Source organism: Pseudomonas sp. PDM22 (assembly GCF_014851965.1).
Lineage (GTDB): Bacteria > Pseudomonadota > Gammaproteobacteria > Pseudomonadales > Pseudomonadaceae > Pseudomonas.
This window is the reverse complement of record NZ_JACVAR010000008.1, coordinates 157,659-180,655: the sequence shown is the minus strand read 5'-3', so window position 1 is coordinate 180,655 and position 22,997 is coordinate 157,659. Positions and strand designations below refer to the sequence as shown.

The 22,997-nt window shown below is 66.4% G+C and carries 22 protein-coding genes and 1 pseudogene; 14 read left to right on the top strand and 9 right to left on the bottom strand.

The window, feature by feature from the left end:
• The first annotated feature begins 184 nt into the window (after positions 1–184).
• From ccoG to IB255_RS25705, 9 genes are all read left to right on the top strand, one after another.
• Positions 185–1,600: a cytochrome c oxidase accessory protein CcoG gene (ccoG, locus tag IB255_RS25745; RefSeq protein WP_081518550.1), complete on the top strand. Its 1,416-nt coding sequence runs from the start codon at positions 185–187 to the stop codon at positions 1,598–1,600.
• 129 nt (positions 1,601–1,729) lie between these two features.
• On the top strand, positions 1,730–2,275 hold the full coding sequence (locus IB255_RS25740; protein ID WP_081518551.1) for a FixH family protein: 546 nt from the start codon (positions 1,730–1,732) through the stop codon (positions 2,273–2,275).
• Positions 2,272–4,749, top strand: a complete 2,478-nt coding sequence (locus IB255_RS25735) for a heavy metal translocating P-type ATPase (protein ID WP_192211030.1) — start codon at positions 2,272–2,274, stop codon at positions 4,747–4,749. Before IB255_RS25740 ends, IB255_RS25735 begins: the two co-directional genes overlap by 4 nt.
• A 1-nt stretch (position 4,750) precedes the next feature.
• Positions 4,751–4,972, top strand: coding sequence for a cbb3-type cytochrome oxidase assembly protein CcoS (gene ccoS / locus IB255_RS25730; protein ID WP_081518553.1), 222 nt, complete (start codon positions 4,751–4,753; stop codon positions 4,970–4,972).
• A complete protein-coding gene (locus tag IB255_RS25725) occupies positions 4,965–5,690 on the top strand; it encodes a sulfite exporter TauE/SafE family protein (RefSeq protein WP_081518554.1) in 726 nt (241 codons plus the stop codon). The genes ccoS and IB255_RS25725 overlap by 8 nt, the downstream gene beginning before the upstream one ends.
• Before the next feature lie 72 nt (positions 5,691–5,762).
• A complete protein-coding gene (gene hemN, locus IB255_RS25720; RefSeq protein ID WP_081518555.1) occupies positions 5,763–7,145 on the top strand; it encodes an oxygen-independent coproporphyrinogen III oxidase in 1,383 nt (460 codons plus the stop codon).
• Positions 7,146–7,403: 258 nt separating this feature from the next.
• Positions 7,404–8,138: a transcriptional regulator Anr gene (gene anr, locus IB255_RS25715; protein WP_024763934.1), complete on the top strand. Its 735-nt coding sequence runs from the start codon at positions 7,404–7,406 to the stop codon at positions 8,136–8,138.
• 115 nt (positions 8,139–8,253) lie between these two features.
• Entirely contained in the window at positions 8,254–8,802 is a 549-nt protein-coding gene (locus IB255_RS25710; RefSeq protein ID WP_045209111.1) for an adenine phosphoribosyltransferase, read from the top strand.
• 275 nt (positions 8,803–9,077) lie between these two features.
• Entirely contained in the window at positions 9,078–9,908 is an 831-nt protein-coding gene (locus tag IB255_RS25705; RefSeq protein ID WP_081518556.1) for a metal-dependent hydrolase, read from the top strand.
• Positions 9,909–10,188: 280 nt separating this feature from the next.
• On the opposite strand, the gene IB255_RS25700 is transcribed toward IB255_RS25705, so the two are convergent.
• Both IB255_RS25700 and IB255_RS25695 read right to left on the bottom strand, forming a co-directional pair.
• Positions 10,189–10,584, bottom strand: coding sequence for a GFA family protein (locus tag IB255_RS25700; protein WP_081518557.1), 396 nt, complete (start codon positions 10,582–10,584; stop codon positions 10,189–10,191).
• Positions 10,585–10,614: 30 nt separating this feature from the next.
• Positions 10,615–11,310 carry a TetR family transcriptional regulator gene (locus IB255_RS25695; RefSeq protein WP_151187652.1) on the bottom strand — a complete coding sequence of 232 codons (696 nt, stop codon included), beginning with the start codon at positions 11,308–11,310 and terminating at the stop codon, positions 10,615–10,617.
• A gap of 76 nt (positions 11,311–11,386) precedes the next feature.
• Between IB255_RS25695 and IB255_RS25690 the strand changes: the two are divergent.
• Positions 11,387–12,978, top strand: a pseudogene (locus IB255_RS25690) (flavin-containing monooxygenase).
• The gene (locus IB255_RS25685) at positions 12,975–13,865 is read left to right on the top strand and encodes an SDR family NAD(P)-dependent oxidoreductase (RefSeq protein ID WP_192211028.1); all 891 of its coding nucleotides are present in this window, start codon (positions 12,975–12,977) and stop codon (positions 13,863–13,865) included. The pseudogene IB255_RS25690 and the gene IB255_RS25685 overlap by 4 nt, the downstream one beginning before the upstream one ends.
• Positions 13,866–13,980: 115 nt before the next feature.
• Here IB255_RS25685 and IB255_RS25680 read toward each other — a convergent pair whose 3' ends face one another.
• Positions 13,981–14,793, bottom strand: a complete 813-nt coding sequence (locus tag IB255_RS25680) for a class I SAM-dependent methyltransferase (RefSeq protein WP_192211027.1) — start codon at positions 14,791–14,793, stop codon at positions 13,981–13,983.
• Positions 14,794–14,822: 29 nt separating this feature from the next.
• The gene (locus tag IB255_RS25675; protein WP_081518561.1) at positions 14,823–15,095 is read right to left on the bottom strand and encodes a DUF4242 domain-containing protein; all 273 of its coding nucleotides are present in this window, start codon (positions 15,093–15,095) and stop codon (positions 14,823–14,825) included.
• A gap of 183 nt (positions 15,096–15,278) precedes the next feature.
• On the opposite strand from IB255_RS25675, the gene IB255_RS25670 reads away from it, so the two are divergent.
• Complete coding sequence (locus IB255_RS25670) at positions 15,279–15,812, top strand: OsmC family protein (protein ID WP_192211026.1); 534 nt, start codon at positions 15,279–15,281, stop codon at positions 15,810–15,812.
• A complete protein-coding gene (locus tag IB255_RS25665; RefSeq protein ID WP_151187656.1) occupies positions 15,812–16,786 on the top strand; it encodes an AraC family transcriptional regulator in 975 nt (324 codons plus the stop codon). Before IB255_RS25670 ends, IB255_RS25665 begins: the two co-directional genes overlap by 1 nt.
• A gap of 6 nt (positions 16,787–16,792) precedes the next feature.
• Here IB255_RS25665 and IB255_RS25660 read toward each other — a convergent pair whose 3' ends face one another.
• Entirely contained in the window at positions 16,793–17,941 is a 1,149-nt protein-coding gene (locus IB255_RS25660) for an acyl-CoA dehydrogenase family protein (protein WP_081518564.1), read from the bottom strand.
• A gap of 75 nt (positions 17,942–18,016) precedes the next feature.
• Positions 18,017–18,985: a transcriptional regulator FtrA gene (gene ftrA, locus IB255_RS25655; protein WP_081518565.1), complete on the bottom strand. Its 969-nt coding sequence runs from the start codon at positions 18,983–18,985 to the stop codon at positions 18,017–18,019.
• Between the two features lie 93 nt (positions 18,986–19,078).
• Here ftrA and IB255_RS25650 point away from each other — a divergent pair, with 93 nt between their 5' ends.
• Positions 19,079–19,522 (top strand): rhodanese-like domain-containing protein, encoded by a 444-nt coding sequence (locus IB255_RS25650; RefSeq protein WP_081518566.1) that lies wholly within the window; start codon positions 19,079–19,081, stop codon positions 19,520–19,522.
• 65 nt (positions 19,523–19,587) lie between these two features.
• Here IB255_RS25650 and recR read toward each other — a convergent pair whose 3' ends face one another.
• The 3 genes from recR to dnaX all read right to left on the bottom strand — a co-directional run bounded on the left by recR (position 19,588) and on the right by dnaX (position 22,884).
• On the bottom strand, positions 19,588–20,187 hold the full coding sequence (gene recR, locus IB255_RS25645; RefSeq protein ID WP_081518567.1) for a recombination mediator RecR: 600 nt from the start codon (positions 20,185–20,187) through the stop codon (positions 19,588–19,590).
• A 137-nt stretch (positions 20,188–20,324) separates the two neighbouring features.
• Entirely contained in the window at positions 20,325–20,651 is a 327-nt protein-coding gene (locus tag IB255_RS25640; protein ID WP_045209089.1) for a YbaB/EbfC family nucleoid-associated protein, read from the bottom strand.
• A 37-nt stretch (positions 20,652–20,688) separates the two neighbouring features.
• Complete coding sequence (gene dnaX / locus IB255_RS25635; protein ID WP_192211025.1) at positions 20,689–22,884, bottom strand: DNA polymerase III subunit gamma/tau; 2,196 nt, start codon at positions 22,882–22,884, stop codon at positions 20,689–20,691.
• Between the last annotated feature and the right edge of the window lie 113 nt (positions 22,885–22,997).

Below are 22,997 nucleotides of genomic sequence, written 5' to 3'. Positions count from 1 at the left end.
CACCCAGCGGCGCCGGTTTCTACACCGGCGCCGCTCTATTTCTGGGTCCATAATTCCTTGCGCGACCAACTGTCGCACGGTTGCAACACCCACCACGCCGTATCATTGTTAGGCGTGCAAGCATATTTCTGACCCTCTCGGCATGTATCGACAGGGCGCCCTCCCGCTGCCGTGGAATGCACTGATGAGCAAACAAATTCCGGTCCAGGACGTCACTCCGCCCACCAAGGGCAAGGGTGAAAGCGTCGACCTTTATGCCTCCCGGGAAAAGATCTACACCCGAGCCTTTACCGGGTTCTTCCGCAACCTCCGCATGGCCGGGGGCGCCCTCCTCTTCCTGCTCTACTTCGGTACCGTATGGCTGACCTGGAACGGTCGCCAGGCGGTTCTCTGGGACTTGCCCGAGCGCAAGTTCTACATCTTTGGCGCGACCTTCTGGCCGCAGGACTTCATCCTCCTCTCCGGCCTGCTGATCATCAGCGCGTTCGGCCTGTTCTTCATCACCGTGTTCGCCGGCCGCGTCTGGTGCGGCTACACCTGCCCGCAGAGCGTATGGACCTGGATCTTCATGTGGTGCGAGAAAGTCACCGAGGGTGACCGCAACCAGCGCATGAAGCTCGACAAGGCCCCCATGAGCGGCAACAAGCTGCTGCGCAAGATCGCCAAGCACAGTCTCTGGCTGCTGATCGGCCTGGTGACCGGCCTGACCTTCGTCGGCTACTTCGCCCCCATGCGCGAACTGCTGAGCGATCTGGTCACCGGCCAGGCAGACGGCTGGGCCTACTTCTGGGTCGGCTTCTTCACCCTCGCCACCTACGGCAACGCCGGCTGGCTGCGCGAGCAGGTGTGCATCTACATGTGCCCCTACGCGCGCTTCCAGAGCGTGATGTTCGACAAGGACACCCTGATCGTCTCCTACGACCCGCGTCGTGGCGAGAAGCGCGGCCCGCGCAAGAAGACCGTCGACTACCAGGCCCAGGGCCTGGGCGACTGCATCGACTGCACCATGTGCGTGCAGGTCTGCCCGACCGGCATCGACATCCGCGACGGCCTGCAGATCGAGTGCATCGGCTGCGCCGCGTGCATCGACGCCTGCGACAGCATCATGGACAAGATGAACTACCCGCGCGGCCTGATCAGCTACACCACCGAGCACAACCTGTCGGGCCAGAAGACCCATCTGGTGCGCCCGCGCCTGATCGGCTACGCCATCGCCCTGTGCCTCATGATCGGCCTGCTGATCACCGCCGTCGTCATCCGCCCGCTGGTGGGCTTCGACGTCAGCAAGGACCGCGTGCTCTACCGCGAGAACGCCGAAGGCCGCATCGAGAACGTGTACAGCCTGAAGGTCATGAACAAGGACCAGAAAGACCACACCTACGTGCTCAGCGCCAAGGGCATGGATGGCCTGATCCTGGAAGGCAAGAAGGAAATCTCGGTTGCCGCCGGGGACATCTTCACCATGCCGGTGGAACTGTCCATCGATCCGGAGAAGCTGCCCTCCACCACCAACGAGATCAGCTTCACCATCCAGTCGGTGGACGACCCGTCCATCAGCAAGGAATCCACCAGCCGCTTCATCGGCCCGCGCGTTCGTTGAACCAACGCTGAACGAATTGGCACCCCATGTTGCGCATGGGGTGCCAGTACCGAACGAAGCACGTAGAATTTCGCCCGCCCCTTCACCGGGCAGCGCCCCTGCGGCACTGCCAGCGAGAGAAAAAAGACCATGCAATCGGCCATGAAAACGCCCGTGGAACCCTGGTACAAGCACCTCTGGCCGTGGATCATCATCGCCATGCTGGCCACCTCGATCGCCCTCAGCCTGACGATGGTCAACATCGCCGTGAACAACCAGGACTCCCTGGTCAGCGACAACTATTACGAGGCCGGCAAGGGCATCAACCGCTCCCTCGACCGCGAGCACCTGGCCCAGGAACTCAAGCTGCGCGCCAGGCTCAGCTTCGACGAACTGACCGGCGAAGTAGACCTGCGCCTCACCGGCAACAGCCGCCCGGCCACGCTCACCCTGAACCTGCTCTCCCCCACCCTGGAGTCGCAGGACAAGCACCTGGAGCTGCGCGCCAGCCCCGCCGAGCCGGGCCGCTACACCGCCAGCCTGGATGCCGCCGTGAAGGGTCGTCGCTTCGTCGAGCTGCTCGGCGAGGAGAACGGCAAGACCTGGCGTCTGTTCGAGGAAGAGAAAGTCGCACCCGGCGGCTCCTTCGACCTCGGCGACGAGCCCCTCAGCGGAGATGAAGCCGAGCGCCCATGAGCGCCGCGCTGCTCTGTTACCACTGCGCGCTGCCGGTCCCCCCCGGCAGCCGCTTCGTTGCGCCCGTCCTGGGCGAGCCCCGCGAATTCTGCTGCCCCGGCTGCCAGGCCGTGGCCGAGACCATTGTGGCCGGTGGCCTGGAAGGCTACTACCGCCACCGCACCGAAGCCGCGCCCAACCCTGACGCCCTCCCCGAACAGCTCGCCGACGAGCTGAGGCTGTTCGACCGCCCCGACGTGCAGCAGCCCTTCGTCCAGCACCAGGGCGAACTGGCCGAGACCACGCTGATCATGGAAGGCATCAGCTGCGCCGCCTGCGGCTGGCTGATCGAGAAGCACCTCAAGGGCCTGCCCGCCGTCGCCGAGGCCGGCCTCAACCTGTCCAACCACCGCCTGCATGTGCGCTGGTCCGACAGCGAGCTGCCGCTGAGCAAACTGCTCGCCGAACTGCGCAAGATCGGCTACGCCGCCCACCCGTTCCAACCGGACCGCGCCGCCGAGCAGTTGCACCAGGAAAACCGCAAGTCCCTGCGCCAGCTGGGCGTCGCCGGCCTCCTGTGGTTCCAGGCAATGATGGCGACCATGGCCACCTGGCCGGAATTCAACATTGACCTGAGCCCCGAGCTGCACGAGATCCTGCGCTGGGTGGCGATGTTCCTCACCACGCCCATCGTCTTCTACTCCTGCCAGCCGTTCTTCCGCGGCGCCGTGCGCGACCTGCGCACCCGCCACCTGACCATGGACGTCTCGGTGTCCCTGGCCATCGGCGGCGCCTACCTGGCCGGCATCTGGACCGCTGTCACCGGCCATGGCGACCTGTACTTCGACGCCGTGGGCATGTTCGCCCTGTTCCTGCTCGCCGGCCGCTACCTCGAACGCCGCGCCCGCGAACGCACTGCTGCCGCTACCGCGCAGCTGGTCAACCTGTTGCCCGCGTCCTGCCTGCGCCTGGATGAGAGTGGCCAGAGCAGCCGCGTGCTGCTAAGTGAACTGAACGTCGGCGACCGCGTGCTAGTGCAGCCCGGCGCGGTGATCCCGGCCGACGGCCTGATCCTCGCGGGCCAGTCCAGCGTCGATGAATCCCTGCTCACCGGCGAATACCTGCCGCAGGCGCGCCAGAGCGGCGACAGCGTCACCGGCGGCACCCTCAACGTCGAAGGCCCGCTGACCGTGCAGGTCAAGGCCCTGGGCGGCGACAGCCGGCTGTCCGCCATCGTCCGCCTGCTCGAACGCGCCCAGTCGGACAAGCCACGCCTGGCCGAACTGGCCGACAAGGCCGCGCAATGGTTCCTCGTCGCCCTGCTGGTGCTCGCCGCCGTGGTCGGCCTGTTCTGGTGGCAGCACGACGCTTCCCGCGCCTTCTGGGTGGTCCTGGCGATGCTGGTGGCGACCTGCCCCTGCGCGCTGTCCCTGGCCACGCCCACCGCGCTGACCGCCGCTACCGGCAGCCTGCACAAGCTCGGCCTGCTGGTGACCCGCGGGCACGTGCTGGAGGGCCTGAACCACATCGACACGGTCATCTTCGACAAGACCGGCACCCTTACCGAAGGCCGCCTGACGCTGCGTGCAGTAAGGCCGATGGGCGCGCTGGACAGCGATGCCTGCCTGGCCCTGGCCGCCGCGCTGGAGAACCGTTCCGAACACCCCATCGCCCGCGCCTTCGGCCGTGCGCCACAGCCCGCCGAGAGTGTCGAGAGCCATCCCGGCCTGGGCCTGGAAGGCGTGGTCAGCGAGCGTCGCCTGCGCATTGGCGAACCGTCCTTCGTCTGTGCCCTCAGCGGCAGCGTCGCGCCCGAACACCCGCAGGAACCCGGCCAGTGGTTGCTGCTGGGCGATGAAAGCGGTGCCCTCGCGTGGCTGGTGCTGGACGACCGCATCCGCGATGACGCCGCCGACCTGCTCGACGCCTGTCGTGCCCGCGGCTGGCGCACCCTGCTGCTGTCCGGCGACAGTTCGCCCATGGTCGGCCGCGTTGCCGCCGAATTGGGCATCGACGACTGCCGCGGCGGCCTGCGCCCGGACGACAAGCTCGAAGTGCTGCGCCAGCTGCATCAGGAAGGCCGCCGCGTGCTGATGCTGGGCGACGGCGTGAACGACGTGCCGGTACTGGCCGCCGCCGACATCAGCGTCGCCATGGGCTCGGCCACGGATCTCGCCAAGACCAGCGCCGACGCGGTGCTGCTTTCCAATCGTCTGGACAGCGTGGTACAGGCCTTCGGCCTGGCCCGTCGCACTCGCCGGGTAATCATCGAGAACCTGATCTGGGCGGGGCTGTACAATGGGCTCATGCTGCCCTTCGCCGCCCTCGGCTGGATCACGCCCGTGTGGGCCGCGGTGGGCATGTCGATCAGTTCGCTGACCGTGGTGCTCAACGCCCTGCGCCTGACACGGCTGCCCAAGGGCGCCGGCGCCCCGCCAGCGACCACTGCCCTGCCCGTCGCCCCGCGAGCGGCGCAGGCGCTGCCACGGAGTTGAAATGCCCGCTCTCTACATCATGATCCCGGTCGCGGTGGTAATCGTCGGCATCTGCATCGCGATCTTCTTCTGGGCGGTGAACAGCGGCCAGTACGACGACCTGGACGGGCCGGCCCACAGCATCCTGTTCGACGACGAAGATCCCAGGCACCAGGCCGGCATCGACGAAGCCGAGGGTGACGACGCGCACGCCAGCCAGAAGCAGGACAAGCGCGATGCCTGACCTGGCGCCGCTGCTGGCGTCTGCGCTGATCCTCGGCCTGCTCGGCGGCGGTCACTGCCTGGGCATGTGCGGCGGCCTGATGGGTGCGCTGACCATGGCCATTCCGCCAGAGCAGCGTGGGCGCCGCCTGCGCCTGCTGCTGGCCTACAACCTCGGCCGCATCCTCAGCTACGCCTGTGCCGGCCTTCTGCTCGGCCTCGCCGGCTGGGCCGTCGCGCGTACGCCGTTCGCCTCGGCGCTGCGGGTGATCGCCGGCCTGCTGCTGATCGCCATGGGCCTGTACCTGGCCGGCTGGTGGAGCGGCCTGACCCGCATCGAAGCCCTGGGCCGCGGCCTGTGGAAGCACATACAGCCCTTTGCCAGCCGTCTGCTGCCGGTGGCTACGCTGCCGCGCGCGCTGCTGCTTGGCGCGCTCTGGGGCTGGCTTCCCTGCGGCCTGGTCTACAGCACCCTGCTCTGGGCCACCAGCCAGGGCTCGGCGGTGGACAGCGCCCTGCTGATGCTCGCCTTCGGCCTGGGCACCTGGCCGGTACTGCTCGCCACCGGGCTCGCCGCCGAGCGCATCACCGCCCTGTTGCGCAAACGCAGCGTACGCATGGCCGGCGGTATCCTGGTGATCCTCTTTGGCCTGTGGACCCTCCCCGGCCCGCACCAGGCCTGGATCATGGGCCACGACATGCACGCCAGCGCCGCCACTCCCCACCATAAAGCCGCTTGATACAGGTCAACAGGCCTCTGTCGGACTCTCCCTAGACTGCGCAGGAAAAGCTCGCCACCGGGGAACATCGGCATGCTCGACAATATTCGCTGGGACGCAGATCTGATACGCCGATACGATCTGGCCGGCCCGCGCTACACCTCCTATCCCACAGCCGTGCAGTTCCACGAAGGAGTCGGACCCTTCGACCTGCTGCACGCGCTGCGCGATAGCCAGAAGGCGCAGCGCCCGCTCTCGCTCTACGTGCACGTCCCGTTCTGCGCGAACATCTGCTACTACTGCGCCTGCAACAAGATCATCACCAAGGATCGTGGCCGCAGCGCCCCCTACCTCGCCCGTCTCATCCATGAAATCGAGATCGTCAGCCGTCACCTGGGTCGCCAGCAGCAAGTCGAGCAGCTGCATTTCGGTGGAGGTACCCCGACCTTCCTGAGCCCCGGCCAGCTGCGCGAGCTGATGGCGCAACTGCGCACCCATTTCCACTTCGTCGAGGGCGACTTCGGCGACTACGGCATCGAGATCGACCCGCGCGAGGCCGACTGGTCGACCATGGGCCTGCTCCGCGAGCTGGGCTTCAACCGCGCCAGCATCGGCGTGCAGGACTTCAACCTGGAAGTGCAGCAGGCGATCAACCGCCTGCAGAGCCTCGACGAGACCCGCGCCATCATCGATGCGGCGCGCACGCTGCAATTCCGCTCGATCAACATCGACCTGATCTACGGCCTGCCCCGGCAGACCCCGGACACCTTCGCCCACACCGTCGAGCAGGTCATCGCCCTGCAGCCCAACCGATTGTCCGTATTCAACTACGCGCACCTCCCCGAGCGCTTCCCGCCGCAGCGGCGGATCAAGGCCGAGGACCTGCCCTCCCCCGGGCAGAAACTGGAGATGCTGCAACGCACCACCGAGCAACTGGAAGCCGCCGGCTACCGCTACATCGGCATGGACCACTTCGCCCTGCCGGACGACGAGCTGGCCATGGCCCAGGAAGACGGCACTCTGCAGCGCAACTTCCAGGGCTACACCACCCACGGTCACTGCGACCTGGTGGGCCTCGGGGTTTCCTCGATCAGCCAGATCGGCGACCTCTACTGCCAGAACAGCAATGACATCGCCGACTACCAGAACACGCTCGACCAGGGCCAGCTCGCCACTCGCCGGGGCCTGCACTGCAACAAGGACGACCTGATCCGCCGCGCGGTGATCCAGCAGCTGATCTGCCATTTCCAGCTGGACTTCGAGGACATCGAGGACCTCTACAACATCGATTTCCGTGGCTACTTCGCCGAAATCTGGGACGACCTCGAACGCTTCGCCCGCGACGGACTGATCAGCCTCGGCCCACGCGGTATCGATGTCAGTGCTTCCGGCCGGCTGCTGGTGCGCTCGCTGTGCATGCTGTTCGACCGCTACCTGCCGATGCAGAACCTGCAACGCTTCTCGCGGGTCATCTGACCCGCGGGTTCCCTTCCGCACGACCGACGGTACGGGGCCAACTGTCGCACCCTTTGCTACAGGATATGTCCTTCACCCCAGGGTGTAGGAACAGCCCTGAACCGGCACTTTTCGAAAGGATTCGAGACCGCTCCAACCCCTACGAAACCCTCATCCCCGTCGCTGGAACCAGCGATTCAGACAGGTCGCCAACTGGCGCGCGACTTGCGGTCTGCGGTACCCTTGGTTTTTGTGTGCCATCCCATTCAAGGAACACTCATGGCCGAAACCATCAAAGTGCGCGCCCTGCCCCAGGCGCACTGCAAGGATTGCAGCCTGGCTCCCCTCTGCCTGCCCCTGTCGCTCAACCACAGCGACATGGACGCTCTCGATGAAATCGTCAAACGCGGCCGCCCGTTGAAAAAGGGCGAGTTCCTGTTCCGCCAGGGCGATGCCTTCGGCTCCGTCTTCGCCGTGCGCTCCGGCGCGCTGAAGACCTTCAGCATCACCGACGGCGGCGAGGAGCAGATCACCGGCTTCCACCTGCCCAGCGAACTGGTCGGCCTGTCCGGCATGGACACCGAAAGCTACCCGGTATCGGCCCAGGCCCTGGAAACCACTTCGGTCTGCGAGATTCCCTTCGAACGCCTGGACGAGCTGTCCGAGCAACTGCCGCAACTGCGCCGCCAGCTGCTGCGCGTGATGAGCCGCGAAATCCGCGACGACCAGCAGATGATGATGCTGCTGTCGAAGAAGACCGCCGACGAGCGCATCGCCACCTTCCTGGTGAATCTCTCCGCGCGCTTCCGCGCCCGTGGCTTCTCGGCCCAGCAGTTCCGCCTGGCCATGTCGCGCAACGAGATCGGCAACTACCTGGGCCTGGCGGTGGAAACCGTCTCCCGCGTGTTCACCCGCTTCCAGCAGAACGGCCTGATCGCCGCCGAAGGCAAGGAAGTGCACATCCTCGACTCCATCGAGCTGTGCGCACTGGCCGGCGGCCAGCTGGAAAGCTGACAGACACGAAAGCTGACCCATTGGTTGACTTTCCGGTCATCGAAAACGGGCTCGCCGACTGGCGGGCCCGTTATACTTTGGCCTCTGCAAAAACCGCATCAGGTGCACATCCAGCATGATCCTCAACCAACTCGACCTGAAGTCCGTGATCCGTGCCGTTCCCGACTTTCCCAAGCCCGGCGTCATGTTCCGCGACATCACCCCGCTGTTCCAGTCGCCGCGAGCCCTGCGCTTCGTCGCCGACAGCTTCATCCAGCGTTATGTCGAGGCCGACTTCACCCACATCGGCGCCATGGATGCGCGCGGCTTCCTGATCGGTTCGATCATCGCCTACGAGCTGAACAAGCCCCTGGTGCTGTTCCGCAAGCGTGGCAAGCTGCCGGCTGACGTGCTGGCCCAGGCCTACGAGACCGAGTACGGCGAAGCCCTGCTGGAAGTCCACGCCGACAGCCTGTGCGAAGGCGACAGCGTGCTGATCTTCGATGACCTGATCGCCACCGGCGGCACCCTGCTGGCCGCAGCCCAACTGGTACGCCGGATGGGCGCCAGCGTGTTCGAGGCCGCCGCGATCATCGATCTGCCGGAGCTGGGCGGTTCGACCAAGCTCAATGACGCACAGATCCCCACCTACAGCCTGACTGCCTTCGCCCTCGACGAGCAGTGACAGACCGCTGTCGGTAAACACGGGCGCTTCGGCGCCCGTTTTCGTTTCCGCCCTCCCCACCGCTCAGACGCCCCATCCAATGGCTGGTCGTGACCCGCTTGGCCTGATTCGACCCCGCCACGGCCACATATGACCTTTCGATTGTCCGACAAGACTCCGAACATGACATCAGCTAATGACACATTACGAGGTGGCATAGCGAACTAACGACAGGGCTTGCCTGGGTCGCCGCCCCTGCCGCGCGCGCCCTCCCGCACAACAAGAAGGAGTTAGTCATGAACGCCAGCACCACGCCGATCCGCGCCAATTTCCCGGTCCGCCGCATGGATTTCAGCTTCAGCGAAACGCCGAAATACTGGTGGGACGGGCAACCCTTCATGACCCACTTCATGAACAACCTGTCCTCACTGTTCCCCTATGGCGAAAAGTTCTTCGTCGACAGCGTGCGCGCCGTGCGCGAGCGCATCCAGGACCCGCAACTGCAGAAGGACGTCAGCGCCTTCATCGGCCAGGAAGCCATGCACTCCAAGGAGCACGCGGCCTACAACGAGTACGCCGACGAGCACGGCATCGACCTGGAAACCCTGGAGCTGCGCATCAAGGTGCTGCTCGAATCCATCAGCAAGGTCACCACCAAGAAGCACCAGCTGGCGATCACCTGCGCCCTGGAACACTTCACCGCGACCATGGCCGAGCAGTTGCTCAAGCGTGAAGACCTGAGCAGCCAGATGAAGTCGGACAAGATGTACAAGCTGTGGATGTGGCACGCCGTCGAGGAGAACGAGCACAAGGCGGTGGCCTACGACGTCTACCAGCAGGTCTATGGCGGCTACTTCACCCGTACCGCGGTGATGCTGCTCACCACCGGGATCTTCCTCGGCGTCATCGCCGGCTTCCAGATCAACCTGCTGCGCCGCGACGGCCAGCTGTTCAACTGGCGCAGCTGGAAACACGGTCTGGGCGTGCTGCTGCACCCGCGCCGCGGCTACTTCGTCAACCTGATCCGCCCGTGGCTGGACTATTTCCGCCCCGGCTTCCACCCCTTCGACCATGACACCAAGGCGCTGGAAACCCGCTGGAAGGAAACGCTGGATTTCGCCGGCTGATCGTCATGCACGAACGAAAACGCCAGGCATTGCCTGGCGTTTTCATTTCACACTCTGTGGGAGCAACTGTCTTTTTCTGGAACTCCGCGCCTGCGCTTCCCCCTCACCCCATCCCTCTCCCTCAGGGAGAGGGGGCAGTCCGAGCCGACTGACGCCAAGGTTTCATCCTGCACCGAACGGTCCCCTCTCCCCCTGGGAGAGGGTTAGGGTGAGGGCTGGCCCGAGCACAGAGCTATCTCGTAGGAGCGTGCCATGCCCGCGATCGCGCGCGCTCCTACACTCAACCCTCCTGCCTCCGCGGCAGATCATCCACCGTGTCGAACCACGACAGCTGCGACGAACACCAGACATGACATTGCGGCTCGATCAGCTCCGGTTCATCCAGGGTCACGGTATTGAGCCCCACGGTCTCGCCGTCGCGCACGCGGAATTCCATCGGCGTGCCGCACTTCACGCAGAAGCGCCGCTCGCCGTCCGGGCTTGAGCGCCACATCCCCAGTTCGCCGGCGGTATACGCGAAGCCCGTCAGCGGAATCACCGCCCAGGGCACTGCCGGCGCAGCATTGGATTTCTGGCAGATGCGGCAGTGGCAGTAACCGGTCTCTTCCGGCTGGGCATCCACCCGGTAGCGCACCGCGCCGCAGGCGCAGCCACCGAACAGGGGCAAAGGCAACATGCTGACGCTCCCGCTATGAACCAAGAAGACTTACAGCCTAGCGAGCATGCCGAAAGTCTGCAGCACCGCGACACCGGTGAAGAGCAACAGGATTTGTCGTTCGGCCAGGGCGCAGACTTCCCCGCGCTGCTCCGGCGGGCACTCGAGATAGTCCAGCGACTGCTGGAACAATTGCCGGCTGATCAGCCGCGACAGCTGGTTCAACTCGTTCTCGTCGATGTCCGGCAGCAGGTGGAACTGGCGGATGTCCTCGGCCATGTCCTCACCGAACTCGTCCATCACTCGCGCCAACGCCTCGCGCAGCACCGGCGACGGCCCATGCAGCTCGCGCACACCAATGATGAAGGCCTGCGGGTTGCCTTCCACGAAGTCGAAGAACAACCGCACGGTCTCCCGCGTCACCCGCTGGCCACGCTCCAGGTCCAGGCCGAAAGGCACGCTGGCCGCGCCCTCCCCCGGCTGCGCGCGCTCGGCGGCCTCGCGGCGCAGGTCGCGCAATGGCTGGCGCAGTTGAGTGGCGATGTCGCGAATGATCGCCAGGCCCAGATCATCCACGTCACCGAAGTGCCGGTAGAAGGTATTCGGGTTCAGCCCCGCTTCACGCGCCAGCTCGCGCAGCCCGAGGCTGCTCAGGCTGCGCCGGCTGGCCGCCAGGCGCAGCGCCGCGTCGATCAGCGCGCGCTTGCCGGCGGCCTCCGCTGGCCGTTCTTCCTGTCCGATTTCCATGTGTCTGGCGCCCGACCCCACCTAAGGTTGGTTGTTCCTGCGGTATACAGATGTCTACATTTCATCACGTAGACAGTTGTATACGCCAGCAATAATCATAACAGGAGCGTGGCCATGAGTACGGTTGTGAGTACCCAACCAAAGACTGCCCCCAGACACTGCAAGGTCGCCATCATCGGCACCGGGTTCTCCGGGCTGGGCATGGCGATACGCCTGAAGCAGGAAGGCGAGAATGACTTCCTGCTGTTCGAAAAGGATGCCGGCGTCGGTGGCACCTGGCGGGTCAACAACTACCCGGGCTGCGCCTGCGACGTGCAATCCCACGTCTACTCCTTCTCCTTCGAGCCGAACCCGGACTGGACGCGCATGTTCGCCCGCCAGCCGGAAATCCGCGCGTACCTGGAGAAGTGCTGGGCGAAGTACCGCCTGGAAGACAAGACGCTGCTCAACACCGAGATGGCGCGCTTCGAGTGGAACGAGGAACAGCAGCTCTGGCACCTGTTCGACGCCGCCGGCAACCACTACACCGCCAAGGCGGTAGTCTCCGGCATGGGCGCACTGTCGATCCCCTCGATCCCCGCGCTCAAGGGCCTGGAGAACTTCCAGGGCAAGGCCTTCCATTCCCAGCAGTGGGAGCATGACTACGACCTCAAGGGCAAGCGCGTCGCGGTGATCGGCACCGGCGCTTCGGCGATCCAGTTCGTCCCGGAAATCCAGCCGCTGGTGGCCAAGCTCGACCTCTACCAGCGCACCGCGCCGTGGATCCTGCCCAAGCCGGACCGCGCCATCAGCGACAAGGAGCGCGCGCGCTTCCGCCATTTCCCCGCCGTGCAGAAACTCTGGCGCGGCGCGCTCTACAGCATGCTCGAAGGCCGTGTACTGGGCTTCACCTTTGCACCCTGGGCAATGAAGCTGGTGGGCAAACTGGCCGAGCGCTTCATCCGCCAGCAGGTCAAGGACCCGGACCTGCGCCGCAAGCTGACCCCGGACTACACCATCGGCTGCAAGCGCGTGCTCATGTCGCACAACTACTACCCGGCGCTGGCGGCCTCCAACTCCTCGGTGATCGTCGACGGCATCCGCGAGATCAAGGCCGGCAGCATCATCACCAGCGATGGCCGCGAGCGTCAGGTGGACGCGATCATCTTCGGCACCGGCTTCACCGCTAACGACCCGATCCCGCGCGGCGTGGTGTTCGGCCGGGACGGCGTGGACCTGCTCGACACCTGGAAGAACGGCCCGGAAGCCTACAAGGGCACCATGACCCGCGGCTTCCCCAACCTGTTCTTCCTCATGGGCCCGAACACTGGCCTGGGCCACAACTCGATGGTCTACATGATCGAGTCGCAGATCGCCTACGTGCTGGGCGCCATCAAACTGATGGATCGCCGCGAGCTGCAGAGCGTCGAAGTGAAGCAGGAGGTGCAGGAGCGCTGGAACGAGAAGCTGCAGCGTGGCCTCAACCACAGCGTATGGAACACCGGCGGCTGCAAGAGCTGGTACCTGCACCCGGTGAGCGGGCGCAACTGCACCCTGTGGCCGGGCTTCACCTGGCGCTTCCGCGCCCTGACCAGCCAGTTCGATCCCGGCGCCTATCATCTGAAGGCCAAACCCCTGAGCAGCCCTGTCGTCCAACCGCAACGCCACGCCGAGGAGGTGCCGGCATGAAGAACTTCGAGAACAAGGTCGCCGCCATCACCGGCGCAGGCTCCGGCATCGGCCGCGCCCTGGCCGTGGAACTGGCCTCCCGTGGTTGCCACCTGGCCCTGGCGGACGTGAATGCCGCAGGCCTGGAGGAAACCCGCCAACTGCTCTCCTCCTCCGGCGTGCGGGTGTCCATCGACACGGTGAATGTCGCCGACCGCGAGCAGGTGCACGCCTGGGCCGACAAGGCCGCCCGCGAGCACGGCAAGGTCAACCTGGTGTTCAACAACGCCGGCGTCGCCCATGCCGGTACCGTGGAAGCCAGCGACTACGAAGAGTACGAGTGGATCACCAACATCAACTTCTGGGGCGTGGTCTACGGCACCAAGGCCTTCCTGCCGCACCTGAAGGCTTCCGGTGACGGCCACATCGTCAACGTCTCCAGCGTGTTCGGCCTGTTCTCCCAGCCGGGCATGAGCGCCTATAACGCCACCAAGTTCGCCGTGCGCGGCTTCACCGAATCGCTGCGCCAGGAGCTGGACATGGAGCGCGGCGGTGTCTCCGCCAGTTGCGTGCACCCCGGCGGGATCAAGACCAACATCGCCAAGACCGCGCGCATGAACGACAGCATGGTCAAGGTCACCGGGCAGAACGCGGAAGCGGCGCGCACCCAGTTCAACGACCAGTTGCTGCGCACCACCCCGCAGAAAGCGGCGCAGGTGATCATCCGCGGCGTGGAGCGCGATTCGCGGCGCATCCTGATTGGCTCGGACGCCCACGCCATCGACGTGATGCTGCGCCTGCTGCCGGTCTGGTACCAGAAGGTGGTCACCGGCAGCATGAAGCTGGCCAGGCGCTTCGCGCCCAAGCCCAAGCGCAAGTCCGCCGCCGAGGGTTACGAGGCCAAGTAACGCGCCAATCTGAAGTTTCCAGGCAAAGAGTCCCTTTTTCCCTGTCGGGCCGGCGCCCATCCCCCTTACCCCCGGATGGGCGCCGTTTTTTTCAGGGATCATTGCCGGACAGCGATCACCGACGGGTCAGCACCACCTCCAGATATTCGCTGGGCACCACCAGCGACGAGGGGCCCGCGCGATTGCTCGCTTCGAGCAGCTGCGTCAGATCACGCTCCAGCAACTTCCCATCCGCTTCCGGCAGGTTGGCGAAAGCCTTGTGCAGCGGGCCGTACCAGTCGCGGAAGACCTCGATGAAATGCGCGGCGGAGCGATAGCGGAAGTTGAAGACCTGCCGCGTCGCACGCAACTCGCCGATCGATCCGTCGAACAGCTCGCGCAGATGCTCCTCCCGTCCCCACGCGGACGGCGGGCGAACACCCGCCGCCGGCGGGATGTAACCCGAAAGCACCTTGAACACCTGGCCGATGAAGCCCTCGGGCGTCCAGTTGGCCAGGCCGATGCGTCCGCCGGAACGGCAGACCCGCGCCAGTTCCGACGCGGCTTTCGCCTGGTCGGGGGTGAACATCACGCCGAAAGTCGAGACCACCGCATCGAAGCTGCCGGCTTCGAAGGGCAGCGCCTCGGCATCGGCCTCGCGGAACTCCACGGCCAGATGCTCGGCACGGGCGCGTTCGGCGCCCTGTTCCAGCAAGCGCGGCACGTAGTCAGTGGAGATCACCCGGCAACCACGCCGGGCGGCGGCCAGGGTGACGTTGCCGTTGCCGGCGGCGACGTCCAGTACCCGCTCGTCGCAGAGCAGGTCGCAGGCTTCGGCCAGGCGCTCACCGACGATCTGCAGGGTGGTGCCGATCACGGCGTAGTCGCCGCTGGCCCAGGTGGCCATCTGGCGTTGTTTCAGGGCATTGAGGTCTACAGCGGTAGTCATTTGTGGTTCTCCTGACGGGCAAGGCGCGCTCATTCGGCGGTGGTCGGATCGAGGGTGGTGACGACCTGCGATATCCGATTGGCCGGGAAGCCGCCCAGTCGCGCGTGCTCTCGCACGGCGGCTTCGTCGGGGGCTATGTACAGGCAGTAGATGCGGTCTGCGACCACGTAGCTGTGCAACCACTGCACCTGCGGCCCCAGCTGGTTCAAGACCTTGCAGGACTTCTGCGCGATAGCCTGGAAATCGCGGTCGGTCAGGGCTCCGGCGCCGGGGATCTCGCGCTCTATGACGAACTTCGGCATGACACTCTCCATGGGTGGGCTGATGCGGGTACCGCGACATCCCGCACCTTCATGCTGCGCCGCGGCCTGGCCGCCGTCCTGCTCCAGCGTCGGTGTTGCCTGTCCGATCGTCCGGCGGCTCGCCACGGCTTCGCTTTCGCGCCCAGACTTCGACTGAGAACCCCGCTCCGGAGGCGCCCCTCGATGAGCACGCAAAGCATCCTCACCGCCCAGCAGCGCCTGGAGCGCCTGGTGCGCCAGCGGCCTGGCGTCGCCCAGGTCCGCGACGTCCCCGCCACCGCGCTCTGGGAAGGCGGCGGCAAGACGCAGACGCGTCATCCGGACGGCAACCTGATCCATACCGACCTGCCGCAGGAACTGGGTGGCGATGGCGAGCGTGTCAGCCCCGGCTGGCTGCTGCGCGCCGCGTTGGCCTCCTGCGCCGTTACACGCATCGCCATGCTGGCCGCCGAGCGAGGAATGCAGCCACAGCGGCTGGAGGCGCAAGTCACCAGCGACACCGACCTGCACGGCCTGCTCGGGCTGCGCCGCGAAGATGGCCAGCACATCCCCGCCGGCCCGTTGGCCGTCCACGTGCAGGTCAGCATCAGCGTGCCGGGTGCCCCGGATGCAGAAGTACGCGAGATGGTCGAGCAGGCCATGCGCGTCTCCCCGATGCTCAGCGCACTGGCCGAAGCCGTACCGGTGCGCCTGGACATCGACAGCGGCACCCCCTGATGGACGCACTGTCGGAGACCCTGCGCGTAGTCCGGTTGGTCGGCGCCATTTTCATCAATGCGCGCTTCACCGCGCCCTGGTGCTATCAATCGCCAAGGGCAGATTCGGTGGTCGAGCTGCTGGAGCCGGGCGCCGAACAGGTGGTGATCTTCCACCTCATCACCGAGGGAGAATGCTTCGTCGAAATGGGCCGAGCCGAGCCAGTGCGGCTGGTGGCCGGCGATGCAGTGATCTTCCCCCAGGGCCACGCCCATCGCATGGCCTCGCAACCCGGCGTCCCACCGGCCACGGGAGCACGACTGGACGCGGTGCTGGCCCGTCGGCCGCGCCAGTTGGCCTATGGCGGCGGTGGTGCGACGACGCGCCTTGTCTGCGGCTACCTCGCCTGCGACGCACGGCTGGCGAGGCTGCTGCTCGCCGGGCTGCCGGCGCTGGTGAAGGTCAACGTGCGCGGCTCGGCCGCTGGCGCCTGGCTGGAGTCCTCGGTGCGCTACGCGCTGGCCGAGGCGCGCTCGCCCCGTCCCGGCGGTGCCGGCGTGCTGGCCAAGCTGGCGGAGGTGTTGTTCATCGAGGTGCTGCGCCTGTACATGGAGGAACAGGGCGAGGACCGCAGCGGCTGGCTGGCCGGGCTGCACGACCGCATAGTCGGCAGCGCCCTGGGCGCCCTGCACAAGTCACCGGCTCATCCCTGGAGCCTGGAGGAACTGGCGCGCTGCGCCGGTACTTCGCGCTCGGTGCTGGCCGAGCGCTTCCTCGGGCTGGTGGGCTGCCCGCCAATGCAGTACCTGACTCAGTGGCGAATGCTGCTGGCCGCCAACCTGCTGCGCGGCAGCAACGCCCCGCTGGCGCGGATCGCCGAGGACGTCGGCTATCAGACAGACACGGCCTTCAGCCGCGCCTTTCGCCGCGAATACGGCTGCCCGCCGGCGGCGTGGCGGCGCAGCCAGGCCGCCGGCGCACGCCCGTCGATGTAAGGGCGCTCAGAGCCCCATCTGCTTGGCGATGATCTCGTTCATGATCTCCCGCGTGCCGCCGCCAATGGAGAGAATGCGGTTGTCGCGGTACAGCCGCTCCACCAGGCTCTCGCGCATGTAGCCCATGCCGCCCAGTACCTGCACCGCGTCGTAGGTCACCCGGTCGGCCACGTCGGTGGCGAAGTTCTTGGCCATGGAGATTTCCTTGATCACGCTCTTGCCGGCCGCCATCTTCGCCGCCTGGCGGTAGGTGAACTCGCGGGACACTTCGACCTGGGTGGCCATCTCCGCCAGCCGGTGCTTGAGCACCTGGAACTTGCCGACCGGCTTGCCGAACGCCTCGCGCTCGCGGCTCCAGGCCAGCGCCTCGTCCAGCGCCAGCTGCGCAGTCATGTTGGCCATGATCGCCAGGGCCAGGCGCTCGCTCTGGAAGTTCGCCATGATGCAGGCGAAGCCCATGTTCTCCGCGCCGATCAGGTTTTCCACCGGCACCTTGCAGTCGTCAAAGAACAGCTCGGCGGTATCCGACGCCCACCAGCCCATCTTCTTCAGCTTGCGGCTCACGGTGAAGCCGGGCGTGCCCTTTTCCACCAGCAGCAGGCTGACACCTCCGAAGCCATCGCCGCCGGTGCGCACGGCCACGGTGTAGTAGTCAGCGCGCACGCCACTGGTGATGAAGGTCTTGCTGCCGCTGACTCGGTAGTGGTCGCCGTCGCGCACGGCGCGGGTCTTCAGGCTGGCGACGTCGGAGCCACCGGAGGGCTCGGTGACCGCCAGTGCCATGATCTTCTCGCCGGCCAACACCTGCGGCGCGATGCGCTTGCGCAGCTCCGGGCGGCCCCACTTGATCAGCGGCGGCAGGCCGATATCCAGCGAACCCAACCCCGCCACCAACCCGCCGGAGCCGCAGCGCATCAGCTCTTCGCTGGCTGCCACCTTGGCGAACAGGTCGCCCTCGTGGCTGCCGCCGAACGCCTCGGGATAGCCGATGCCGAGGATGCCGGCCTCGCCCGCCTTGCGGTACAGCTCGCGGGGAAACTCCTCCGCCTCCTCCCAGTCGGCAACGTGGGGCAGGATTTCACGCTCGACGAAGCGCCGCACGCTGTCGCGGACCAGGCGGTGGTTGTCATCGAAGTATTCGGCGAACACGGACATGGCAAGGCTCCAGACGGTTTGACTGAAACTTACCGAGCGCTTGCTTGGTTTTCAAGGCGAGACACCCGCCATCGGCTAGGACAGATGTGCCGTCCCGAATCGCTCGCGGTAAGCCGAAGGCGCTACGCCAGCCGCACCACGGAAGGCATTGCGGAAGCTCTCCACGGTACCGAAGCCGCATTGCTCGGCGATCCGCTCGACGCTGTCAGCGCTGCTTTCGAGCAATTCACGGGCGCGCAGCATGCGCTCGTGCTGCAGCCAGGCCTTGGGCGTCATCCCCGTCGCTTCGCTGAAGCGGCGCAGAAAGGTGCGCTCACTCATGGCCACGCGGCTCGCCAGTTCGCCGACGCTGATCGACCGGTCCAGCCGCTGCCGGGCCCAGTCCAGCAGCCCGGCGAAGTCATGCCGGGGCGCCTGCGCCACCGGCGCGGGGATGAACTGCGCCTGACCGCCGCCGCGCTGCGGCGACATCACCAGGCGCCGCGCGACGGTATTGGCAACCTGCGCACCGAAGTCCCGCGCCACCAGGTGCAGGCAGGCATCGATGCCCGCCGCGCTACCAGCGGAAGTGATCAGTTGCCCGGCGTCTACATAGAGCACCTGGGCATCGACTTCGATGGCCGGGAAGCGCGTCGCCAGCTCCTCGGCGTAGCGCCAGTGCGTGGTCGCCCGCTGGCCGTCCAGCAATCCGGTGGCGGCCAGGACGAAGACACCGGAGCAGATCGACACTAGCCGCGCGCCCTCAGCGTGGGCCTCGCGCAGCGCCTGTACCAGCTCGGCAGAAGGCGCCTCGGCACGATCCCGCCAGCCCGGCACAATGATCGTGCCCGCCGTGTCGAGGGCTTCCAGCCCGCCATCGGCGAGCACCTGGATGCCGCCCATGGCGCGCATCGGCCCCGCATCCACGGCAACGACCCGGTGGCGATACCAGGGGAAATCGAACTCGGGACGCGGCAGGCCGAAGATTTCCACGGCGATGCCGAATTCGAAGGTGCACAGGCCGTCGTAGGCAAGAATGGCGACTTCCAGGGGATTGCGCGGCATTTGGCGGAAAACTTCCGATCACTGTCCAGGCCGCCACTGTAGCCGACTCGCAAGGCCACATACAGTGCCCCCATCTTCCACAGGAGCCTTGCCATGCCCAGCCTCGTCAGCCAGTTCCCCGCCGCCCTGCCGGCCGATGCCCTCGCCCACTTCAGCCACCGCCTGGCCTTCGAAACCGACTGTTCCGACGTCAACCACGCCCTGCAGAACGGCGAGCAGGATTTCGTCCTGCTCGATGTGCGCAACGCCGCCGCTTTTGCCCGTGGGCATGTACCCGGAGCACTGAACCTGCCGACTCGCGAGATCGATGCCCGGCGCATGGCGCAGTTCGCCTCGGGCACCCTGTTCGTCGTCTACTGCGCCGGACCGCACTGCAACGGCGTGCACCGCGCCGCCGCGAAGCTCGCCGCGCTGGGTTTGCCGGTGAAGGAGATGATCGGCGGGGTGACCGGCTGGCTGGACGAAGGCCTGGCTCTGGTCGGCGTGGCAGGTGACTCGTTGCTTGCAGGCGGTGAAAGCATCAGCTGCGCCTGCTGAGCCCGAATGCAACAAGGCCGGAATTGCTCCGGCCTTGTTCGTCGTACAGGAAGTGCTTGGATGGCTCAGCTACTGATCGGCCGGCGCCCAGCCAGAGCGTGGGCCAGGGTGCCGCCGTCGACCAGCTCCAGCTCGCCACCCAGCGGTACGCCGTGGGCGATGCGCGACAGCACCAGGTCGCCGCCGCCCAGCAGCTGGGCGATGTAGTGGGCGGTTGCCTCGCCTTCCACCGTGGGGTTGGTGGCGAGAATGATCTCACTGAAGTTGCCGGCCTTGATTCGCGCTTCCAGCTCGGGAATGCCGATGGCTTCCGGGCCGAGGCCGTCCAGCGGCGACAGGTGCCCCTTGAGCACGAAGTAGCGGCCACGGTAACCGGTCTGCTCGACGGCGAACACGTCCAGCGGACCTTCGACCACGCACAGCAGGCTATCGTCGCGGCGCGGGTCGGTGCACTGCGGGCAGAACTCGTCCTCAGACAGGGTGCGGCACTGCTTGCAGTGACCGACACCCTCCATCGCCTGGGTCAGTGCCTGGGCCAGGCGCAGACCACCACTGCGGTCACGCTCCAGCAGCTGCAGCGCCATGCGCTGGGCACTCTTCTGCCCCACTCCGGGCAGGGTGCGCAGGGCGTCGATCAGTTGGCGGATCAGCGGCGTGAAGCTCATGGGGCGGTCTCAGGATATTTTTCGGAGGGGTAGAACGACTGTAGGAGCGAGCTTGCTCGCGAACCCTGCCAGGCCGTGAAGGGCCGGTAGAGCGTTCGCGAGCAAGCTCGCTCCTACAGGTCAGCGGGATGCCTGGATCAGAAAGGCATCTTGAAGCCAGGCGGGAGCTGCATGCCGGCGGTCATGCCGGACATCTTGTCCTGGTTGTTCTGCTCGATCTTGCGCACGGCGTCGTTCACCGCGGCGGCGATCAGGTCCTCGAGGATTTCCTTGTCTTCCTGCATCAGGCTGTCATCCAGGGAGACGCGCTTGACGTCGTGGCGACCGGTCATCACCACGCTCACCAGGCCGGCGCCGGATTGACCGGTCACTTCGGCGTTGGCCAGCTCTTCCTGCATCTTCTGCATCTTTTCCTGCATCTGCTGGGCCTGCTTCATCAGGCCGGCCATGCCACCTTTCATCATGTCGAGTTCCTCGATTCGTTCAGTCGTCGGCCCAGGCTCAAGCCTTGGCCTCCAGGGGTTCGATAGTACCGTCGCGGACCACCGCGGCGAACTGTTGCTTCATCTGTAGCACATAAGGGTCGGCGGCAATCGAAGCCTCGGCCTGGCGCTGACGCTCGGCGCGCTTGCGCGCGGCGGCCTGGGCCGGGGTTTCCTGCTCGGGCTTCTGCTGGGTGACCTGCAGGGTCAGGGTACGCCCGTGGAACTGGTTCAGAGCATCGTTCAGGCGACGCTGCTGGGTCGCGTTGAACAGCGCGCTCTGGCCCGGGTCCAGGTGCAGGTGCCAGTTGTCGCCGTCCACCGCCACCAGGGTGCAGTTGGCGCCGATGCTGGCGGTGAGGCCGGCCAGGCCCAGACGCGGAAACAGGTCCAGCCACTCGGCGGCAAGGCCGGTGGCGGGCATGGCGGCGGGCTCGGGCTCCGGCTCGGCCTGCTCCTGCGGCGCCTCGCTCTCGAGGTAGCCGTAGGATTCCATGTCGACTTCGTAGTAATCCTCGGCGGGCGGCGGCTCGTCATCGCGATCATCGTCGTCGGCCGGTGCTTCTGCCACGACGGGTGCGGGTGCTTCCACCGGTGCAGGGGCAGCCACTGATGCAGGTGCTGGCGCTGCCGCTACGGGTGCAGGTGCAGGTGCAGGTGCAGGTGCAGGTGCAGGTGCAGCAGGTTCGACCGGCGCGGGAGCGGTGGCAACCGGTGCCGAGGGTTCGTCCCACGGCAGGTCGACCGGCGCTTCGGCAACTGGCGGCTGCGGCTCGACGGCCGGAGCGACAGGCTCTGCAGCGACGACCACTTCCGGTTGCGCTTCGATAGGAGCAGGAACCGCCTCGACAACCGGCGCGGGAGCAGCGACAGGCGCTGCCTCCACCACCGGAGCCGGAGCCGGAGCCGGAGCCGGAGCCGGAGCCACCTGAGGCTGCGGCGCGGCAACAGCCGGGGCAACCTCGGCGACCGGCGCTACAGGAGCGACCGGCGCTGGCGCAGCAGGCGGCGGAGCAATGGATGCAACCGGCGCTGCAACGGCGGCGCCGGCCACTGGGTTCGGGTTGGAATCAGCCGTGGCCTTGCTGATCCCCAGGTCCTTTAGTGGCGACCTGGGCGCGCCGTCGGCATCGGCCGGGCGGAACGCCAGCATGCGCAGCAGCACCATCTCGAAGCCGCCACGGGGATCGGGCGCCAGCGGCAGGTCGCGGCGGCCGATCAGGCCCATCTGGTAGTAGAACTGCACGTCCTCGGCCGGCAGTGCCTGGGCCAGTGCCAGCACGCGGTCACGGTCGCCCTGGCCGTTGTCCACGGCCTCCGGCAGCGCCTGGGCGATGGCCACGCGGTGCAGCACGTTGAGCATTTCGGCCAGCACGCCGCCCCAGTCCGGGCCTTGCTCGGCCAGGTGGCGAACGGCTTCCAGCAGCGCACGGGCGTCGCCTTCCAGCAGTGCGTGGAGCACGCCATAGACCTGCCCGTGATCCAGGGTGCCAAGCATGGCGCGCACATCGGCGGCCAGCACCTTGCCTTCGCCGAAAGCGATGGCCTGGTCGGTGAGGCTCATGGCGTCACGCATGGAGCCATCGGCCGCGCGACCGAGCAGCCACAGCGCATCGTCCTCGAACGGCACGTTCTCGGCGCCCAGGACGTGGGTGAGGTGCTCCACCACGCGCTCCGGTGGCATGTTCTTCAGCGAGAACTGCAGGCAGCGCGAGAGGATGGTCACCGGCAGTTTCTGCGGATCCGTGGTCGCCAGCAGGAACTTCACGTGGGGCGGCGGCTCCTCCAGGGTCTTCAACAGGGCGTTGAAGCTGTGGCTGGAGAGCATGTGCACTTCGTCGATCAGGTAGACCTTGTAGCGCCCGCGGCTCGGCGAGTACTGCACGTTGTCGAGCAGCTCGCGGGTGTCCTCGACCTTGGTGCGGCTGGCGGCGTCCACTTCGATGAGGTCGACGAAGCGGCCTTCATCGATCTCGCGGCACACCGAGCACTGCCCGCAGGGGGTCGAGCTGACGCCGGTCTCGCAGTTCAGGCACTTGGCCAGGATGCGCGCAATGGTGGTCTTGCCCACGCCACGGGTACCGGTGAACAGGTAGGCGTGGTGCAGGCGCTGGTTGTCCAGCGCGTTGATCAGGGCCTTGAGCACATGGGTCTGGCCGACCATTTCGCGGAACGAGCGCGGACGCCATTTGCGGGCAAGAACCTGATAACTCATTGAAATCCATCGCGACAGGTGAGCAGAAGTGCGCTAATCCTAGCGAAGCGGACCGTAAATTGCACCCGATGTCCGCACCGGTCGCTATCGCATCTTGGCAAGGGCCGGGCTAC

Coding starts and splice junctions, on each gene's coding strand:
- ccoG (WP_081518550.1), top strand. CDS start 185: ATGAGCAAACAAATTCCGGTCCAGGACGTCACTCCGCCCACCAAGGGC.
- IB255_RS25740 (WP_081518551.1), top strand. CDS start 1,730: ATGCAATCGGCCATGAAAACGCCCGTGGAACCCTGGTACAAGCACCTC.
- IB255_RS25735 (WP_192211030.1), top strand. CDS start 2,272: ATGAGCGCCGCGCTGCTCTGTTACCACTGCGCGCTGCCGGTCCCCCCC.
- ccoS (WP_081518553.1), top strand. CDS start 4,751: ATGCCCGCTCTCTACATCATGATCCCGGTCGCGGTGGTAATCGTCGGC.
- IB255_RS25725 (WP_081518554.1), top strand. CDS start 4,965: ATGCCTGACCTGGCGCCGCTGCTGGCGTCTGCGCTGATCCTCGGCCTG.
- hemN (WP_081518555.1), top strand. CDS start 5,763: ATGCTCGACAATATTCGCTGGGACGCAGATCTGATACGCCGATACGAT.
- anr (WP_024763934.1), top strand. CDS start 7,404: ATGGCCGAAACCATCAAAGTGCGCGCCCTGCCCCAGGCGCACTGCAAG.
- IB255_RS25710 (WP_045209111.1), top strand. CDS start 8,254: ATGATCCTCAACCAACTCGACCTGAAGTCCGTGATCCGTGCCGTTCCC.
- IB255_RS25705 (WP_081518556.1), top strand. CDS start 9,078: ATGAACGCCAGCACCACGCCGATCCGCGCCAATTTCCCGGTCCGCCGC.
- IB255_RS25700 (WP_081518557.1), bottom strand. CDS start 10,584: ATGTTGCCTTTGCCCCTGTTCGGTGGCTGCGCCTGCGGCGCGGTGCGC.
- IB255_RS25695 (WP_151187652.1), bottom strand. CDS start 11,310: ATGGAAATCGGACAGGAAGAACGGCCAGCGGAGGCCGCCGGCAAGCGC.
- IB255_RS25685 (WP_192211028.1), top strand. CDS start 12,975: ATGAAGAACTTCGAGAACAAGGTCGCCGCCATCACCGGCGCAGGCTCC.
- IB255_RS25680 (WP_192211027.1), bottom strand. CDS start 14,793: ATGACTACCGCTGTAGACCTCAATGCCCTGAAACAACGCCAGATGGCC.
- IB255_RS25675 (WP_081518561.1), bottom strand. CDS start 15,095: ATGCCGAAGTTCGTCATAGAGCGCGAGATCCCCGGCGCCGGAGCCCTG.
- IB255_RS25670 (WP_192211026.1), top strand. CDS start 15,279: ATGAGCACGCAAAGCATCCTCACCGCCCAGCAGCGCCTGGAGCGCCTG.
- IB255_RS25665 (WP_151187656.1), top strand. CDS start 15,812: ATGGACGCACTGTCGGAGACCCTGCGCGTAGTCCGGTTGGTCGGCGCC.
- IB255_RS25660 (WP_081518564.1), bottom strand. CDS start 17,941: ATGTCCGTGTTCGCCGAATACTTCGATGACAACCACCGCCTGGTCCGC.
- ftrA (WP_081518565.1), bottom strand. CDS start 18,985: ATGCCGCGCAATCCCCTGGAAGTCGCCATTCTTGCCTACGACGGCCTG.
- IB255_RS25650 (WP_081518566.1), top strand. CDS start 19,079: ATGCCCAGCCTCGTCAGCCAGTTCCCCGCCGCCCTGCCGGCCGATGCC.
- recR (WP_081518567.1), bottom strand. CDS start 20,187: ATGAGCTTCACGCCGCTGATCCGCCAACTGATCGACGCCCTGCGCACC.
- IB255_RS25640 (WP_045209089.1), bottom strand. CDS start 20,651: ATGATGAAAGGTGGCATGGCCGGCCTGATGAAGCAGGCCCAGCAGATG.
- dnaX (WP_192211025.1), bottom strand. CDS start 22,884: ATGAGTTATCAGGTTCTTGCCCGCAAATGGCGTCCGCGCTCGTTCCGC.